Genomic DNA, 15,836 nt, shown 5'->3' with positions numbered 1-15,836 from the left:
AGATCAAGCCCTGATCACTTGCCGATCTTGTTCACAGCGGCCTTTGATTTGGCCAGGATGTCACCCTTCAGAGGAACAAACCCCAGGGAAGGAGCTTTGTCCTGAGCCTTGCTGCTCAACATGTAATTGAAGGCATCTTGCACCACTTTGGCGTTTTTGCCGTTGCCGGTTTTGTAGGCCAACACCCAGGTCAGCGTTGCAATGGGGTAAGCGCCCTTAGCGGTGGGGTTGGGATTCTTGCCAGCCAGATCCTTGTCGAGGCTGATGCCGTTCAGGGCACGGGCGCCAGCAGCAACGGAGGGCTTGAGGAACTCACCCGCCTTGTTCTGGAGAGCAGCGGCCTTGACGTTGCCCTTGATGTAGGACTGATTCACATAACCGATGGCACCCACGCGGTTCTGAATCACACCGGCAACACCGGAATTACCTTTGGCGCCGACACCAGCAGGCCACTTGACGGACTTACCAGTACCCAGGGTCCAGGTCTTGGAGAAAGCCTCCATGGAGTTGGTGAAGGCCTTGGTGGTGCCGGAACCGTCAGAACGATGCACCCAGGTGAGAGTGCCGGCTTGGCAGCCCAGCTCTTTCCAGTTCTTAACCATGCCCATGGCGACCTTGACGGCCTGCTCCTGGGTGAGTTTCAGGTTGCAGCCAGGCTTGTTGTAGCCGAAGGCAATGGTGCCACCCACCATCGGGATCTGAACAACACCACGGCCGACCTTGGCCATATCCTTCTTCTTCATCGGATCATCCGATGCGCCGAAGTTCACGGTCTGGTCGATGAAGGCTTTACGGCCGGAACCGGAACCGACAGCCTGATAGTTGACCTGAGGGCCACCAGACTTGGCCAGGTCGGCGAACCAACGCTGATAGATCTTGGCAGGGAAGGAAGCACCAGCGCCGTTCAGCTTGGGAGCTGCCGAAGCGGAGATGCCTGCTCCCAGAACAAGCAGGGAAGAGGCAAGAAGGGCTTTTTGTGCGATGCGCATCACAACCGAAAGAGAAACGAGGCTGTAGCAATCCAGGCTTAATCGCAGCAAGGACGACCTGTCGTTATGCGCCCATTAACGCTGGTTAAGGTTCCCCTAAAAGCTCTTTAAGTCATCAAAAAACCCCGGCTTGGACAGTCCAAACCGGGGCATGAATCCAGCAAATCAATGGTTTGCGTTCAGGGCTGAATGCCCTCCACTGCACTGCGAGATTTTTCGAGGATGGTTCCCCGGAGAGGGACAAAGCCCAAGGCCGCAGCGCCTTCCTGGGTGGAGTCTTCCAGCATGTAGTTGAAGACGTTCTGCACAGCTTCAGCTTTGGCGCCATTGCCCTCGGCGTAGGCCAACACCCAGGTGAGTGTCGCGATGGGGTAGGCACCAGCGGCCTCAGGGTTCGGATTGCTGCCAGCCAGATGCTCATCAAGCTCAATGCCGTTAAGGGCTTTGGCACCAGCTTCCACGGAGGGTTTGAGGAATTCACCGGATTTGTTCTGCACCGCAGCAGCCTGCACATTTCCCTTGATGTACGACTGATTCACGTAGCCGATCGCGCCAACCCGATTGTCGATCACCCCGGCCACCCCAGAATTGCCCTTAGCACCCACGCCCACCGGCCACTTCACCGATTTACCGCTGCCGAGGGTCCAATCCGGTGAAAAAGTCTGCATCGAATTGGTGAAGGCCTTCGTGGTGCCGGATCCATCGGATCGATGCACCCAGGTGATCGTGCCGGCTTCACAACCAAGCTCCTTCCAATCACTGATGCTGCCGATGGCCACCCCCACTGCCTGCTGCTGGGTGAGCTGAAGCTCGCAACCCGGCTTGTTGTATCCGAAGGCGATGGTTCCCCCCACCATGGGGATCTGGACCACCCCTCGGCTCACCTGATTGCGGTCGGCCTCTTTGATCGGGTCGTCTGAAGCAGCGAAATCGACGGTTTCATCGATGAAGGCTTTGCGACCGGAACCGGAACCCACCGCTTGGTAGTTCACCTTGAGGCCGCCGGAGCCGGCCAGATCGGCAAACCAGCTCTGGTACACCTTGGCGGGGAAGGAAGCTCCGGCTGCATTGAGGCTGGACACACTGGAGCTGCCACCACAGGCGGCAAGACCGACAGCAAGGACGCTCAGGCTTGAGACAGCCAGGGAACAATGTGCCAAAACCTTCGTTGTGATTTTGACCATCCTCCCGCGTCGTGGATCCAACCTCAGAGCGTCGGAACGACGGTGATCGGAACAACGGTGAGACGGGTTGCCACCGCGTAGCAACGCAGCCAGCGGTTCACACGTCTGCGATGGATCGCGGGAACCTCGCCGATCAATTGACTGAGTTCATCAGCGCCCATGCGTCGCAGGGCCCGTACATCCACATGCCACAGCGCTTCCGCTTCACGAATCAAGCGTGCCCAGGTGCGGACCTGCTGCCATTGGCGCAAGCGAGAGCGAATGGGGCGTTGATGGGGATGCAGAAATGCCGTCATGTGTTCAGAGTGCTGCCTCAAGCAACACTGTCTGCAAAATCACCCAGAGCCTTTCGGAGTGCTGAAGCAAATGCGCAGTCTCAGGCGCTGAGGCGATCAGCCTCCAGCTCCACGGGGGCGACAGGAAACTCCAGCGCTGCAATCTCGCGATCACTCAACCGACGGGTCCAAGCACCCTTGATCGGATCGTTCCAGCGGAAGCCGGCCGCTTTGGCCAGATGGCGTTCATCGAACGACACCCGAGCGCGCATCAATTTGCGGGGTTCCAAGCCCCGCTCCAAGAGCTGCTCCAGGTCATCGCAACGCGCGAAGACCTCTGCGATGTAGATGCAATCGCTCAGGGCACGATGAGCTGCCCAGACCGGGACGCCATAGGCCAAGGCAAGGTCACGCACCGATGGCCGTGAGCGCAGCTGACGCTCAGCCGGCCAGCGAATGTCCTCCATGGTGCAGAGCCATGGCGTGGTGGTGGCCGGCACAGAACCAAGACCGAACCACTGGCAATCGAAGGCTGCGTTGTGAGCGACCAGCAGATCAGCCGCGCTGAGCAGATGCTCGAACCACACCAGCGCCTGTTGCCAGGGTTGTGGGCGGCGGGTGACGGCGGCGGGAATCCGGTTAATCGCCTCCGCAGCATTGGATTCAACCGGCAGGAGGAAGGATTGCTGGGCCAGCACCGAGCGACTCGGTACATCGAAAAGAATGCAGCCCACCTCAAGACACTTGTCTTGAAGCGGATCCAAGCCTGAGGTTTCGGTGTCAATGATCAGAAGGGTGGAGGGGGAGCCCTCGACCGAATCCTCAGTCCGATCGCCATTGGCGGCGGGCACAACGTCTGGCGGAACCACAGAAGGTGAATCCGAAGCTGAGACCTGAGAATCGGTCGGCGTTGGAGCGGCTTGGGGCTGTGAAAAGCCTGCAAGAAAGTTGAGCTGCTCAGGCATGGCGCGATGTCTGCTCCCACCCCTGATTCTCCCGCCCCGGGCAAGGAGCCTGCTGCCTAGGGTTCACACTCTTCACTTTGATCGGATGGCCCTCGGGATCGGCGACCGTCTTCCCTCCTTCAGTCTGGAGGATCAGAACGGTGACCTTCGCACTCCCGCCTCGGTGCAGGGCCGTTGGCTGGTGCTGTTCTTCTATCCCAAGGACGACACACCGGGATGCACCGCCGAGGCATGCAGCTTCCGCGACAACACGGAGAGCTTTGCTGCACTCGATGCGGAGGTCTGGGGCATCAGCGGTGATGACGCCGTCAGCCATCGCCGTTTTGCCACCCGCCACAACCTGACGTTCCCGTTGCTGTGCGACCGCAACAACGCCCTGCGACGCGAAATGGGAGTTCCTAAAGCCCTGGGCCTTTTGCCCGGTCGTGTCACCTACATCGTTGATGGCGAGGGGGTGATCCGACACACCTTCAGCAACCTGCTTGATGGCCCGGCCCATGTACGGGAAGCACAGCAAGTGCTGAATCAGCTGCGCGGCTGAGCATGGTCAACTGGCGTCAGCTGGGTCCGATCTGGCAGCTGCGGCCTGCCGAACCAACGGGGCTGATCGAATTCATCGGCGGCAGCTATCTGGCAGCGACACCGCAGCTGAGCTATCGGAGGTTGCTGGAAGACCTTGTGGCCGATGGCCTCGCTGTGCATGCCTGGGCCTACGTGCCTGGATTTGATCATCAGCGGCAGGCCCGCGATGCCTGGAGCGCCTTCCGCTCGGCGCGACGCCAACTGGAGGAGCGATGCGGAGCCCTGGCAAGTCCACTTCGCCTAGGCCACAGCCTGGGTTGCAAGCTTCATCTGCTGGCCCCCGATGGGGGACGCGGCAGCAGAGCACTGATCGCCCTGAGCTTCAACAACTTCAACGCCGACCGTTCGATTCCGCTGCTCGGCGAACTCGCGCCACGGCTAGGGGTGGACACTGAATTCAGTCCCAGTCCAGCCGAAACGATTCGCTTGATCGGCCGCCACTATCAGCAGGAGCGGAATCTGGTGGTGCGATTCGGGCGTGATGAGCTGGATCAAAGTGGCGACCTGATTCAGGCGCTGAAACAACGACCTTCGGATTCCAGCTCAACCCTTGAGCTTCCCGGGGATCACCTCACCCCGGCCAGTGCTGGGCTGCGACGCAGCTTTCTCGGGGACTGGGCGGATGACCCCAAACGGGTGGCGGTCATCCGACAGTTGAGCAGAACCATCTGCAGCTGGAGCAGCTGAGCCTCTGCGGCCCCGAGGCAATCAGGCCCTCAGTCGATCCAGAACGGAGCGGTCTTCCAGGGTGCTGGTGTCGCCACTGACCTCCTGACCGGCCGCCAGGGCACGCAAGATTCGGCGCATGATCTTGCCACTGCGGGTCTTGGGCAGGGCATCACTGCAACGGATCTCATCCGGCCGCGCGATCGGACCAATTTCCGTTCCGACATGGGCCCGCAACTCCTTCACCAGGGCGTCATCGCCGTCACGGCCAGCCTCGAGGGTGACAAACGCGACGATTCCTTCGCCCTTGAGGTCATCGGGTCGTCCCACCACTGCCGCCTCTGCCACAGCGGGGTGACTGACCAAAGCCGATTCGATCTCCATCGTGCCAAGGCGATGGCCCGAGACATTGATCACGTCATCGACGCGACCCATGACCCAGAAATAACCATCTGCATCCCGGCGAGCGCCATCCCCAGCGAAATAGAGATAAGAGCCATCGGCAGGACGGATGTGCTCCCAGTAACTCTCGCGGAAGCGTTGGGGGTTGCCGTGCACGGTGCGCATCATCCCGGGCCATGGGGCACGCACCGCCAGATAGCCGCCTTCATCGGCACCACAACTGTTGCCTTCCGCGTCGATGATGTCGGCCTGAATACCCGGCAGAGGCAGGGTGGCGGAGCCTGGCTTGGTGGGGGTTGCTCCCGGCAGAGGGCTGATCATCACTCCACCGGTTTCGGTCTGCCACCAGGTGTCGACGATCGGACAGCGATTGCCTCCGATCACATCGCGATACCACATCCATGCCTCCGGATTGATCGGTTCGCCGACCGTGCCCAAGAGGCGGAGGCTGCTCATGTCGAACTGATCAGGAACGGATCGACCGTTCTTCATGAAAGCCCGGATCGCTGTAGGAGCCGTATAGAAGATCGTGATCCCATGCTTCTGAATCAACTCCCAGAAGGCGCCGGGCTTGGAGGGGCGCGGTGCGCCTTCATACATCACCGTCGTTGCACCGTTCGATAAGGGGCCGTAAACGATGTAGCTGTGGCCGGTGATCCAGCCCACATCGGCGGTACACCAGAAGACATCCTCATCACGAATGTCGAAAATCCACTGGAAGGTGAGGTGGGCCCAAAGGTTGTAGCCGGCGGTGGTGTGCACAACACCCTTGGGTTTACCCGTGGAGCCGGAGGTATAGAGAACAAAAAGGCGATCCTCGCTGGCCATGGGCTCAGCGGCGCAGTCGGCACTCTGGCCCTCCACCAGGTCATGCCACCACTGATCGCGACCGGCGACCATCTGCACGTCCTGCTTAGTGCGCTGCACAACGAGCACTCCGGTCACAGAGGGGCAGGCACCATCGGCAAGAGCCGCATCCACCGCGGGTTTAAGCGACACCGGTTTGTCCTTGCGGAAGCCGCCATCGGCGGTGATCACCGCTTTCACCTCACCATCGTTGATACGGTCCCTGAGGGCTTCAGCCGAAAAGCCACCGAACACCACTGAATGGGGTGCGCCAATGCGAGCGCAGGCCAGCATGGCGATCGCCGCCTCAGGCACCATCGGCATGTACAGCGCCACGAGATCGCCTTTGCCGATCCCCATGGCCTTCAGACCGTTCGCGGCTTTGCAGACCTCAGCGTGCAATTCCCGATAAGTGAACCGGCGTACATCCCCCGGCTCCCCTTCCCAAATCAGCGCTGTTTTCTGTGCCGTTGGCCCGTCGAGGTGTCGATCCAGGCAGTTGTAGGAGAGGTTGGTGGTTCCTCCCTCAAACCAGCGGGCGAAGGGGGGATTGGACCAATCGAGCACGGTGTGGAAGGGCTCGAACCAGTGGAGTTCACGGCGGGCGGCATCGCCCCAGAACGCATCAGGATCGTCTTGGGCCGCATCGGCCATCGCCCGATAGGCATCCAAACTGCCGATGCGGGCTTTGGCGGAGGTGTCTGCTGGCGGCTCAAACACCCGCTGCTCCTGCAGGACGCTTTCGATGGTGGTGTTGGAGTCGGTCACAGCAGACTGCGCGGTGCATCTCCTCGAAGGGTAAGGAGCAAGACCCCGCTTGATCCATGTCCCGTATCAATCCGTCGGACGATGCAGCGGAAGATGGAGCGGACGATGCGAAAAGATTGAGCTGGGCATCGCCGTTCCGGGATGAAATTTCCACCTGCCGCTTGCCTGTTCGATCTGGACGGGCTTCTGCTCGACACCGAACCGCTGCATGGCCGGGGCTGGTCGGAAGCCGCGGCCCATTTCGGCACACAGCTGAGTGAGGCTCAATTGATGCAATTGAAGGGCCGTCGCCGACTCGACTGCGCAGCCCAGGTGAATGCATGGCTGGCCACACCGGTGGGCGTGGAGGCCCTCTTGGCTGTGCAGCAGCCAATCGTTCGTGCCCTGCTGCCCGATGCCTCCGCGTTGCCCTCAGCGCAGGAGCTGGTAACGCTCTGCCACAGCCGAGGAATTCCCATGGCTCTGGTCACCAGCAGCAGCCGCGTCGCCGTTGAATTCAAAGCAAGCCCTCACCCCTGGCTTGAGCAAATCCGGGAACGGGTTTATGGCGATGACCCTGACCTTGCAGCGGGCAAACCCGACCCCGCACCCTTCCTGCTTGCAGCACAGCGGCTGGGGCTCAACCCACAGAACTGCTGGGCCCTTGAGGATTCACAGGCCGGAAGCCAGTCGGCTCACCGTGCCGGATGTCAGGTCTGGCTGGTGAATGCATCCGGTTCAAGTGATCCTGACTTCACCACCAACCCCTGTGAGATCAACAGTCTTGCCGTTGTTTTAAAGCTGTTGATCAGTACAGACGGCTGAGAACAAAGTCCGGCAATTCCATCAAAGCTCTCTGAGAGGGAGACTCCGGCAGCCAAGCGATCGATTCACGGGATTCGCGAGCAAACGTTTCGGCAAGATCTCGGGTGCGTTCAATCGCTTTAGACGCCCGCACCATCTCAAGCGCTTGGTCAAGGTCACCGGGCCCTGAAAACTGGCGATCGATCAGCGGTTGCAGCGATGGATGCTCCTCAAGGGCGTAAAAGGTGGGAGCAGTGAGATAGCCACTGGCGAGATCACTTGCCGCTGGCTTTCCGAGCTGCTGGTCGCTTCCAGTGAAATCAAGGATGTCGTCAACAACCTGGAACGCCAGACCAAGCTGGCGACCAAATTGATAAAGGTTGTCGAGCTGTAACGGAGAGCAGCCGCTGAGAACGCCTGCAGCGCGGCAACTATTGGCAATCAACGATGCCGTCTTGCAGTAACTCTTTTCGAGGTAGGTCTCAAAGGTCTGGGCTGTGTCGAAGCGGTACAGGCCCTGTTTGATCTCACCATCCGCAAGATCCATGATCACGCGGCTGAGCAACTTCACCACTTCGAGGTCATCGAGGTTGGCCAGGTGCCAGCTGGCCTGCGCGAAGAGAAAGTCTCCGGCGAGAACAGCGACGCGGGCGTCAAAGCGGCTGTGGACCGTGTCCACGCCACGCCGTGTCGATGCTTCGTCCACCACATCGTCGTGAACGAGCGAAGCGGTATGGATCATCTCTGTGATCTCAGCCAACCGTCGGTGGCGGGGTGAAAGCTCACCCTTGTCGGACAGAGCCCTGGACAGCAGCAGGACAATCCCCGGTCGCAAACGTTTACCGCCGGCGCTGAAGAGGTGCTCAGCTGCGGCCTGAAGAATGGGATGACCTGCCCCAATCAGGCTGCGCAGGTCTCCGAGCAGGGTTTCAAGGTCGTTCTCCACCGGTTGGAGTAGCTCGGTGACGGTGCTCATGACTCCCCTCGGCGCCGCGATCCTAGTGGCCCCATGCTCAGTCCTGCAGCAGCTGGAGGCTGACGGCAGGCCGCTGCCCCAGCCAGGGGGTGGCGCGCATCGCGAAGCCATCGGGGTCAGCAGTGACACAGAACCGGCAGCTCTCTAATGAAAACGGGCTTTGGATCTGCGAGATCCGGTCTGGTGGCCCTAAGAGCGCGTCCAATTGACGGGCCACTCCCATCGCCGGATCAATGATCTGGACAGACTCCGGAAGCATCTGCCGCAACAGAGGCACCAGCAACGGGTAATGGGTGCACCCCAACACGATCGACTCGACGGAGGCCGCGAGCAAAGGTTCGAGATAAGCCTGCGCCGCTCGGCGCAGGTCTTCAGAGTTCATATCGCCAGCTTCGATCAGTGGAACAAACGCAGGACAGGCCTGCTCAATCACGACCGACCCGGGGTGAAGCGCTTCGATGCTGGCCCGATAAGCCGAGGAGGCAACGGTGGCCGGCGTGGCCAGCACACCAACCCGGCGGGTTTCCACCATCGCAGCGGCTGCACCAATCAGACCGATGACCGGAGCCCCGGCCTGGCCCTCAGCCACATCCCTCGCCAAGGCGTTGGTGGTGTTGCAGGCCATCACCACCGTGGTCACCTGCTGGTCACTCAGCCAACCCACCACTTCAGCAGCAATGCGACGGATGTCATCCGGTTGACGATTGCCGTACGGCACCCGCGCCGTGTCACCGAGGTAGACGCAGGGAACCGCCCCATGACGTTCAAGCACGCGCCGGAGAACCGTCAGGCCACCGAGTCCACTGTCGAAGAATCCCAGCAGTTGAGGCGTCATCGCACCTCCTGCTTGAGGTAATTGAGAATGCCGGCCGCCAGTGCCAAGGCCAACCGGCGGCGATGGTCAGCGTTCGCAAGACGTGGCGCATCAATCGCTCCAGTGACAAATCCCATCTCCACGAGGGCAGAGGGCATGGTGGTGCGACGGATCACGAAGAATCGACCTCGCCTGACACCACGATTCGGTGTGCCGGGAGACACATCCATCATCTGCTGCTGCAAATAGGACGCCAGGCGTCCAGATCGGGGGTCCGAGAAGAAAAAGGTCTCAATCCCATTCACATCCGGACGGTTCATGCTCAGCGCATTGGCATGAATGCTCACAAAGGCGGTTGCACCTGTTCGATTCGCTAGGGACACCCGCGGCGGCAGGTCCACATCCACTTCACGCGTACGGGTCATCCGAACATCCACGCCGCGCGCCCGGAGCAGGTCTGCAACCTGCAGCGACACATCAAGAACCACGTTGGTCTCGCGCAAGCCACCAATGCCGATCGCCCCAGGATCTGGACCACCGTGACCAGGGTCGATCACGATGCGATAGCGATTACGGGCGACCGTCGGCAGCCCCGAAGGATCGACCGGCGTTCGGGTGGGACGGAATCCACTCGGCGGGAGCCAGGCCGTAGCGCGACCCGTCAAATCGCCTTCGCCAAAGTCATCGAGCCCACGGGTAGGAAGACCGGTGAAGACCAGTTCCCAGCGATCCGGAGCGGTTCCACGCAAACGCAAATCGTTGGGGTTGAGATCCACATCGGGGCGGAATTCCACAACCAGACGGGTGGCACCGACGCGGGGCTTCCCCAGCCGAATTTCTCGGACGGCGCCCCGACCAGCCAACCGCCGCGGGAACTTCAACTCCCCAGGAATATCAATCCAGACCCGGGTACCACGACCATCGCTGGCAGCCTGAAAAAAGGCTTCCAACCGAGCGTTCCGGCTCGTGCGCAGCTTGAGCACCCCCTCTTCGGTGAAGGCCCAGGCCGCCAGGGCACTGGCAGCTCTGGCGGGCAAGCCCTGGGTGAAAGCAGTGCACTGCAAGGCCGCGGCCAGAAGCCAGGCCAGTCGTCGGGACGACGCTGGAGGCATGGTGCTCAGAACAGGGCGGGCTGACGATGCCGAAGGCTCGGCATCTGGCCCCGAACATGACCGAGGTGATTGGTGTTGACCGGAGCAATGGCTGCTCCAGCCTGAACACCCGCATCGGCAAGGACCGTGCCCCAGGGATCAATCACCAGAGCGTGTCCGTGGCTCTGTCGGCGACCGTGGTGGACCCCCGTCTGCGCTGGGGCAAGCACATAAGCCGTGTTCTCGATGGCCCTGGCCTGAAGAAGAACCTGCCAGTGGTCTTTTCCGGTGAACGCGGTGAATGCTGCAGGAATCATCAACAGATCTGCGCCGGCGCCGACGAGATGGCGATAGAGCTCAGGAAACCGCACGTCGTAGCAAATAGACAGCCCCACCTTGCACAGACCAGGGATGTCGACAACAGGGGGTAAATCACGCCCCGGGTTCACCGTTGCCGACTCGCGGTAGGTGTTGCCGTCCGGCAGGTCGACATCAAACAGATGAATCTTGTCGTAACGGCCCAGGAGCATGCCGTCACGGTCGACGAGCTCTGAGCGGTTCAGCGTGCGTGATCCATCACCCACAGGCACAGGAAAGCCCCCACCAAGAAGCGCCACCTGATACCGGCGCGCCATGGTCACCAAAAAGCGACTGCACTGTTCAGCCAGCGTTGGGGCCAGTGCCAGGCGCCGGCTGTCCTCCCCCATAAAGGCGAAATTCTCGGGGAGACCAATCAGTTCGGCACCACGGCGTGCAGCCAGATCGATCTGCTCCTCAGCAGCATTGAAATTGAGCTCCGGATCCTGACTGCTCGTTAGCTGAACAGCAGCCGCCAGGAAGTCGCTCACATGAACTGATCAGATCGTCGAATTTTACTGAGAGTCAGGCCGCCCGAAGCACCCCGGGTTCGACCTGTGTCGGAACGACACTGAGCTGATCAAGACCAGCACAGCAGCGGAAATCATCATCGTGATCCCCCAGGCCAATCAAACGCTGGCCATGGGTCGCCGTGCGAAGGCACGCTTCTGGATCGGATTGCCACTGACGCCAGAGGGAAACGGCAGAGGTGAGTTCATCGTTGGCGGCGTTGCTCCCCGTGGGATCCAGCTCAAGCAACCGATGGGCCAACGCTCCAGCAGCGAGTGAATCTTCTAAGGAATAAGCACCCTCCCAACCGCTGCCAACAATTGCTAAATGGCTGGGTTGTTTCGCCAGCAGACGCTGCGCAACGGCTTCGCGATTCGGCAGCGCCGCCGTCAAAAGCAGGGGGACCTCTCGCACACGATCCAAGGCACGCGTGCCATTGGTGGTACTCATAAACAGACGCTTGCCAGCCACCCGCTCCGGCACGACCGCAACGGGCGAATTGCCAAGGTCAAATCCCTCCAGCATCTTCCCCCCGCGCTCACCAAGCAGAAGACGCGAGTCAGCGGGCCACGCGGCTGATTCCGCCCGGAGGTCGTCGAGGCTGGCGAAGGCCTGCACGGCCTCGGCACCGTTATGCAATGCCCAGGCAATGGTGGTAGTGGCCCTCAACACATCAATCACCACCGCCGCATCAGGGCGAAGGTCCTGCGGCATTTCTGCCGGCACATGGAAGTAGGAGATCTGCATGGCCACGCTGAACACCGGCGTGCGACACAGTACCGAGACCGCTTGCGCCAAGACCGTCATCCCATGGCCATGTTCCAATCCGGTCCGGCCACCAGAGATCTGCGGGGCTTCCTGAAGCTCCTTGAGGACCGTGGTCAGTTGCGACGGATCACGGCACCTGTAGATCCCGACCTCGAGCTGGCAGCCATTGCCGACCGGGTCCTGAGCCAGGGAGGTCCGGCCTTGCTGTTCGAGAACGTGATCGGCTCCTCGATGCCGGTGGCCGTCAACACCCTCGGCACCGTGGAACGGGTGGTCTGGAGCATGGGTCTCGAACGGGCTGAACAACTGGAGGAGCTGGGTTCACGTCTCGCTTTGCTTCAACAACCCAGACCACCCAAAGGCCTCCAGGAGACCAAACAATTTGCCCGCGTCTTCTGGGATCTGGTCAAGGCCAAACCCGACCGCGACCTCACACCCCCCTGCCGGCAGCAGGTGTTTCGCGGCGATGAGGTCAATCTCGACAACATTCCCCTGATCCGCCCCTGGCCAGGTGATGCAGGGGGTGTGATCACCCTCGGCCTGGTGATCACCAAAGATCCCGAAACCGGGGTCCCCAACGTGGGCGTCTATCGACTTCAAAAACAGTCGTTGAACACGATGACCGTGCACTGGCTGAGTGTGCGTGGAGGAGCACGCCACCTGCGCAAAGCCGCAGCCATGGGCAAGAAACTTGAGGTAGCGGTGGCCATCGGAGTGCACCCGTTGCTGGTGATGGCCGCTGCAACGCCAATTCCCGTGCAGCTGAGCGAATGGCTGTTTGCGGGGATCTACGCCGGTGAGGGCGTTCGTCTGGCTCCCTGCAAAACAATCGACCTGCAGGTGCCCAGCCACAGCGAAGTGGTGCTGGAAGGAACGATCACTCCTGGCGAAGTGCTGCCGGATGGGCCCTTCGGAGATCACATGGGGTTCTATGGCGGTGTGGAGGACTCACCTCTGGTGCGCTTCCACTGCATGACCCAACGGCGTGATCCGGTGTTTCTCACCACCTTCAGCGGCCGCCCTCCGAAGGAAGAGGCGATGTTGGCTATCGCGCTGAACCGGATCTACACACCGATCCTGCGGCAGCAGATTCCGGAAATCACCGACTTCTTCCTGCCGATGGAAGCGCTCAGCTACAAGCTGGCGGTGATCTCGATCGACAAGGCTTATCCGGGGCAGGCCAAGCGTGCTGCCATGGCGTTCTGGAGTGCCCTGCCGCAATTCACTTACACCAAATTCGTGGTGGTGGTGGACAGCCACATCAACGTGCGCGATCCACGCCAGGTGGTCTGGGCCATCGCGGCCCAGGTGGATCCCCAACGTGACCTCTTCACCCTGGAGAACACGCCCTTCGACACGCTGGACTTCGCTAGCGAACAACTGGGCCTGGGAGGACGACTGGCCATCGATGCCACCACCAAGGTCGGACCCGAAAAGAACCACGACTGGGGCGAACCTCTGAGCCGTCCGGCGGATCTGGAACAACGGGTCAGCGACCGCTGGTCTGAGCTGGGTCTGGATGACCTCGGCGACGACGACCCCGATCCCAGCCTGTTCGGCTATGCCCTCGACCGACTAATTCAGGGCCTGAAGACCGGCCAATAGGATCAGCCCAACGACGTTGCGACCTTGAGCGGCACAGGCCAATCCAATGACCCCCGTGAGCTCAAGGCCGGAGGAAGCCTCAAGGGACGTGTAAAAGTCCCCGGCGATAAATCGATCTCGCATCGATCCCTGCTGTTTGGCGCCATCGCCGAGGGCACCACAACGATCGATGGCCTGCTCCCAGCAGAAGACCCCCTGAGTACAGCCGCCTGCCTGCGGGCCATGGGCGTCACCATCAGCCCCATCACCGACGGCGGCATCGTCACCGTTGAGGGCGTTGGCCTGGATGGATTGCAGGAGCCCGCAGAAGTACTCGACTGCGGTAATTCCGGCACCACCATGCGACTGATGTTGGGTCTGTTGGCGGGCCGCGACGGTCGACATTTCGTGCTGGATGGCGACGCATCCCTGCGCCGCCGCCCGATGCGTCGTGTGGGCCAGCCGTTGGCCTCGATGGGTGCTGATGTGCGCGGTCGTGATGGGGGCAACCTGGCCCCTCTTGCGGTGCAGGGGCGACGCCTCAAAGGAACCGTGATCGGTACGCCGGTAGCCAGTGCTCAAGTCAAGTCGGCCCTGCTCCTAGCCGCCCTCACGGCGGAGAGCCCGACCACCGTCATCGAACCGGCGCAGTCCCGCGATCACAGCGAACGGATGCTGAACGCCTTCGGCGCCGATCTGACGGTGGGCGGCGAAATGGGTCGGCACATCAGCGTGCGTCCCGGCGCCACCCTGCATGGCCAGAACGTGGTTGTGCCCGGTGACATCAGCTCAGCAGCCTTCTGGCTTGTCGCTGGAGCCCTCATTCCAGGAGCCGATCTCACCATCGAGAATGTGGGGCTCAACCCAACACGTACCGGAATCCTGGAGGTGTTGGAGCAGATGGGTGCACAGATCGACGTGCTCAACCCCCGCGATGTGGCGGGCGAGCCTGTCGGCGACCTCAGGGTGACCCACGGGCCCTTGAAACCGTTCCACTTCGGCGAGGAAATCATGCCCCGCCTCGTGGATGAGGTGCCCATCCTCAGTGTCGCCGCCTGTTTCTGCGACGGCGAGAGTCGGATCAGTGGGGCGTCTGAACTGCGGGTCAAAGAAACCGATCGTTTGGCGGTGATGGCCCGCCAGCTGAAGGCCATGGGGGCCGACATTGATGAACACGAGGACGGCATGACCATCCGCGGCGGGCGACCGCTCAAGGGAGCCGTGCTGGACAGCGAAACCGATCACCGGGTGGCGATGAGCCTTGGCGTCGCAGCCATGCTCGCCGATGGGAACTCCAGCCTGGCGAGAAGCGAAGCGGCAGCCGTGTCGTATCCCTTGTTCTGGAACGAGCTTGAGCGGCTCCGCTGCTGACCTCGGCGCTCTCCGCGTCTACCCGACAGCGGATGGAAGCTTCAGCCTGCACAGTGATCATTTTGGAGAGGCTTTTCACAACTCCGCGGGAGCTCTGAATGAGGCCCGCGCCAAGTTCGTCCAGCCTGCGGAGCTTCATCGCTTCAGCACCGGCTCTGCCTTGAGGATCCTGGATGTCTGCCTGGGCCTTGGGTACAACACGGCCGCCGTGTTGGAGGCCCTGCCTACGGCAGAACCCGTCGTTCAGTGGTGGGGACTGGAACTGGACAGACGGCCCTTGGAACAAGCCCTGGACCAGGCGAGCTTCCACTCCCTTTGGCCAGCTCCTGTGCTGGCCAAGCTTGAAGCGATCCGCGACCAAGGAGGCTGGGAGGAGGACAACAGCAGCGGGATTCAACTCTGGGGGGACGCCCGTCCGATGCTCGAGGAGATTCCTGAGGGTGTTCGCTTCGATCTGATCCTTCTGGACGCCTTTTCCCCCCAACGCTGCCCGGAACTGTGGAGCGAGGAATTCCTAGGAGCCCTGGCGCGACTCCTGGAGCCGCAGGGGCGGCTACTGACCTACAGCCGTTCTGCAGCGGTGCGGGCCAGCCTGAAGCGAGCAGGCTTGCGTTTGTTTTCACTGCTTCCAGCCCCGGGAGAGCGGGCGGGCTGGAGCAGCGGCACGCTGGCCATGCCACCGGACTCCGCCTGTCCGCAGGACGGACCCGGTTGGCGCCCCCTGTCGGCCATGGAGTGGGAACACCTGCAGACGCGGGCGGCCGTGCCGTTCCGCGATCCCCATGGCAATGCCACGGCTGATGCCATCCTTGAGCGACGCCGTGATGAACAGGAGCATTGCGGCTATGAACCCACCAATGCCTGGCAAAGGCGCTGGCGCGGGGACAGGCCGTCCTGAGCCCGGT

General features: G+C 61.5%; 16 protein-coding genes. 6 read left to right on the top strand and 10 right to left on the bottom strand.

From position 1 onward, the window contains the following. Positions 1 to 14 precede the first annotated feature (14 nt). The 4 genes from pstS (FZX13_RS02080) to FZX13_RS02065 all read right to left on the bottom strand — a co-directional run bounded on the left by pstS (FZX13_RS02080) (position 15) and on the right by FZX13_RS02065 (position 3,413). Entirely contained in the window at positions 15 to 989 is a 975-nt protein-coding gene (gene pstS, locus FZX13_RS02080; protein WP_226408217.1) for a phosphate ABC transporter substrate-binding protein PstS, read from the bottom strand. 179 nt (positions 990 to 1,168) lie between these two features. Next, positions 1,169 to 2,173, bottom strand: a complete 1,005-nt coding sequence (gene pstS, locus FZX13_RS02075; protein WP_226406839.1) for a phosphate ABC transporter substrate-binding protein PstS — start codon at positions 2,171 to 2,173, stop codon at positions 1,169 to 1,171. 23 nt (positions 2,174 to 2,196) lie between these two features. Then, entirely contained in the window at positions 2,197 to 2,469 is a 273-nt protein-coding gene (locus FZX13_RS02070; protein WP_115093731.1) for a hypothetical protein, read from the bottom strand. Between the two features lie 80 nt (positions 2,470 to 2,549). Beyond that, positions 2,550 to 3,413 carry a 3'-5' exonuclease gene (locus tag FZX13_RS02065; protein ID WP_226406837.1) on the bottom strand — a complete coding sequence of 288 codons (864 nt, stop codon included), beginning with the start codon at positions 3,411 to 3,413 and terminating at the stop codon, positions 2,550 to 2,552. Between the two features lie 85 nt (positions 3,414 to 3,498). Between FZX13_RS02065 and FZX13_RS02060 the strand changes: the two genes are divergently transcribed. Then, positions 3,499 to 3,954 carry a peroxiredoxin gene (locus FZX13_RS02060; RefSeq protein ID WP_226398958.1) on the top strand — a complete coding sequence of 152 codons (456 nt, stop codon included), beginning with the start codon at positions 3,499 to 3,501 and terminating at the stop codon, positions 3,952 to 3,954. A 2-nt stretch (positions 3,955 to 3,956) separates the two neighbouring features. After that, positions 3,957 to 4,682 carry a DUF1350 family protein gene (locus FZX13_RS02055; RefSeq protein ID WP_226406835.1) on the top strand — a complete coding sequence of 242 codons (726 nt, stop codon included), beginning with the start codon at positions 3,957 to 3,959 and terminating at the stop codon, positions 4,680 to 4,682. 21 nt (positions 4,683 to 4,703) lie between these two features. Here the strand turns inward: FZX13_RS02055 and acs are convergent, their stop codons facing one another. Further along, positions 4,704 to 6,677 carry an acetate--CoA ligase gene (gene acs, locus FZX13_RS02050; protein WP_226406833.1) on the bottom strand — a complete coding sequence of 658 codons (1,974 nt, stop codon included), beginning with the start codon at positions 6,675 to 6,677 and terminating at the stop codon, positions 4,704 to 4,706. A 141-nt stretch (positions 6,678 to 6,818) separates the two neighbouring features. Here acs and FZX13_RS02045 point away from each other — a divergent pair, with 141 nt between their 5' ends. Then, entirely contained in the window at positions 6,819 to 7,481 is a 663-nt protein-coding gene (locus FZX13_RS02045; RefSeq protein ID WP_226406831.1) for an HAD family phosphatase, read from the top strand. On the opposite strand, the gene sds is transcribed toward FZX13_RS02045, so the two are convergent. Genes sds through FZX13_RS02020 form a run of 5 tightly spaced genes read right to left on the bottom strand, consistent with a single transcriptional unit; the run spans position 7,465 to position 11,955 of the window. Next, positions 7,465 to 8,436 (bottom strand): solanesyl diphosphate synthase, encoded by a 972-nt coding sequence (gene sds / locus FZX13_RS02040; RefSeq protein WP_226406829.1) that lies wholly within the window; start codon positions 8,434 to 8,436, stop codon positions 7,465 to 7,467. The genes FZX13_RS02045 and sds overlap by 17 nt on opposite strands. A gap of 37 nt (positions 8,437 to 8,473) precedes the next feature. Further along, positions 8,474 to 9,271: a glutamate racemase gene (gene murI, locus FZX13_RS02035; RefSeq protein ID WP_226406827.1), complete on the bottom strand. Its 798-nt coding sequence runs from the start codon at positions 9,269 to 9,271 to the stop codon at positions 8,474 to 8,476. After that, positions 9,268 to 10,362, bottom strand: coding sequence for an N-acetylmuramoyl-L-alanine amidase (locus tag FZX13_RS02030; protein WP_166018149.1), 1,095 nt, complete (start codon positions 10,360 to 10,362; stop codon positions 9,268 to 9,270). The genes murI and FZX13_RS02030 overlap by 4 nt, the downstream gene beginning before the upstream one ends. Before the next feature lie 5 nt (positions 10,363 to 10,367). Further along, a complete protein-coding gene (locus tag FZX13_RS02025) occupies positions 10,368 to 11,189 on the bottom strand; it encodes a carbon-nitrogen hydrolase family protein (protein ID WP_115023402.1) in 822 nt (273 codons plus the stop codon). A gap of 34 nt (positions 11,190 to 11,223) precedes the next feature. Continuing rightward, positions 11,224 to 11,955, bottom strand: a complete 732-nt coding sequence (locus FZX13_RS02020) for a 2-phosphosulfolactate phosphatase family protein (protein ID WP_115023404.1) — start codon at positions 11,953 to 11,955, stop codon at positions 11,224 to 11,226. A gap of 63 nt (positions 11,956 to 12,018) precedes the next feature. On the opposite strand from FZX13_RS02020, the gene FZX13_RS02015 reads away from it, so the two are divergent. Genes FZX13_RS02015 through FZX13_RS02005 form a run of 3 tightly spaced genes read left to right on the top strand, consistent with a single transcriptional unit; the run spans position 12,019 to position 15,829 of the window. After that, the gene (locus FZX13_RS02015) at positions 12,019 to 13,581 is read left to right on the top strand and encodes a UbiD family decarboxylase (RefSeq protein WP_115023405.1); all 1,563 of its coding nucleotides are present in this window, start codon (positions 12,019 to 12,021) and stop codon (positions 13,579 to 13,581) included. Between the two features lie 24 nt (positions 13,582 to 13,605). After that, positions 13,606 to 14,931, top strand: coding sequence for a 3-phosphoshikimate 1-carboxyvinyltransferase (gene aroA, locus FZX13_RS02010; RefSeq protein WP_226406825.1), 1,326 nt, complete (start codon positions 13,606 to 13,608; stop codon positions 14,929 to 14,931). Beyond that, positions 14,912 to 15,829 (top strand): tRNA (5-methylaminomethyl-2-thiouridine)(34)-methyltransferase MnmD, encoded by a 918-nt coding sequence (locus tag FZX13_RS02005; protein ID WP_226406823.1) that lies wholly within the window; start codon positions 14,912 to 14,914, stop codon positions 15,827 to 15,829. The genes aroA and FZX13_RS02005 overlap by 20 nt, the downstream gene beginning before the upstream one ends. The last annotated feature ends 7 nt before the right edge of the window (positions 15,830 to 15,836 follow it).

Origin of the sequence: Synechococcus sp. MU1625, from assembly GCF_020514205.1 — a bacterium.
Lineage (GTDB): Bacteria > Cyanobacteriota > Cyanobacteriia > PCC-6307 > Cyanobiaceae > Parasynechococcus.
This window is presented reverse-complemented; position numbering and strand designations above follow the sequence as displayed.

Coding starts and splice junctions, on each gene's coding strand:
- pstS (WP_226408217.1), bottom strand. CDS start 989: ATGCGCATCGCACAAAAAGCCCTTCTTGCCTCTTCCCTGCTTGTTCTG.
- pstS (WP_226406839.1), bottom strand. CDS start 2,173: ATGGTCAAAATCACAACGAAGGTTTTGGCACATTGTTCCCTGGCTGTC.
- FZX13_RS02070 (WP_115093731.1), bottom strand. CDS start 2,469: ATGACGGCATTTCTGCATCCCCATCAACGCCCCATTCGCTCTCGCTTG.
- FZX13_RS02065 (WP_226406837.1), bottom strand. CDS start 3,413: ATGCCTGAGCAGCTCAACTTTCTTGCAGGCTTTTCACAGCCCCAAGCC.
- FZX13_RS02060 (WP_226398958.1), top strand. CDS start 3,499: ATGGCCCTCGGGATCGGCGACCGTCTTCCCTCCTTCAGTCTGGAGGAT.
- FZX13_RS02055 (WP_226406835.1), top strand. CDS start 3,957: ATGGTCAACTGGCGTCAGCTGGGTCCGATCTGGCAGCTGCGGCCTGCC.
- FZX13_RS02045 (WP_226406831.1), top strand. CDS start 6,819: ATGAAATTTCCACCTGCCGCTTGCCTGTTCGATCTGGACGGGCTTCTG.
- sds (WP_226406829.1), bottom strand. CDS start 8,436: ATGAGCACCGTCACCGAGCTACTCCAACCGGTGGAGAACGACCTTGAA.
- murI (WP_226406827.1), bottom strand. CDS start 9,271: ATGACGCCTCAACTGCTGGGATTCTTCGACAGTGGACTCGGTGGCCTG.
- FZX13_RS02030 (WP_166018149.1), bottom strand. CDS start 10,362: ATGCCTCCAGCGTCGTCCCGACGACTGGCCTGGCTTCTGGCCGCGGCC.
- FZX13_RS02020 (WP_115023404.1), bottom strand. CDS start 11,955: ATGCAGATCTCCTACTTCCATGTGCCGGCAGAAATGCCGCAGGACCTT.
- FZX13_RS02015 (WP_115023405.1), top strand. CDS start 12,019: ATGGCCATGTTCCAATCCGGTCCGGCCACCAGAGATCTGCGGGGCTTC.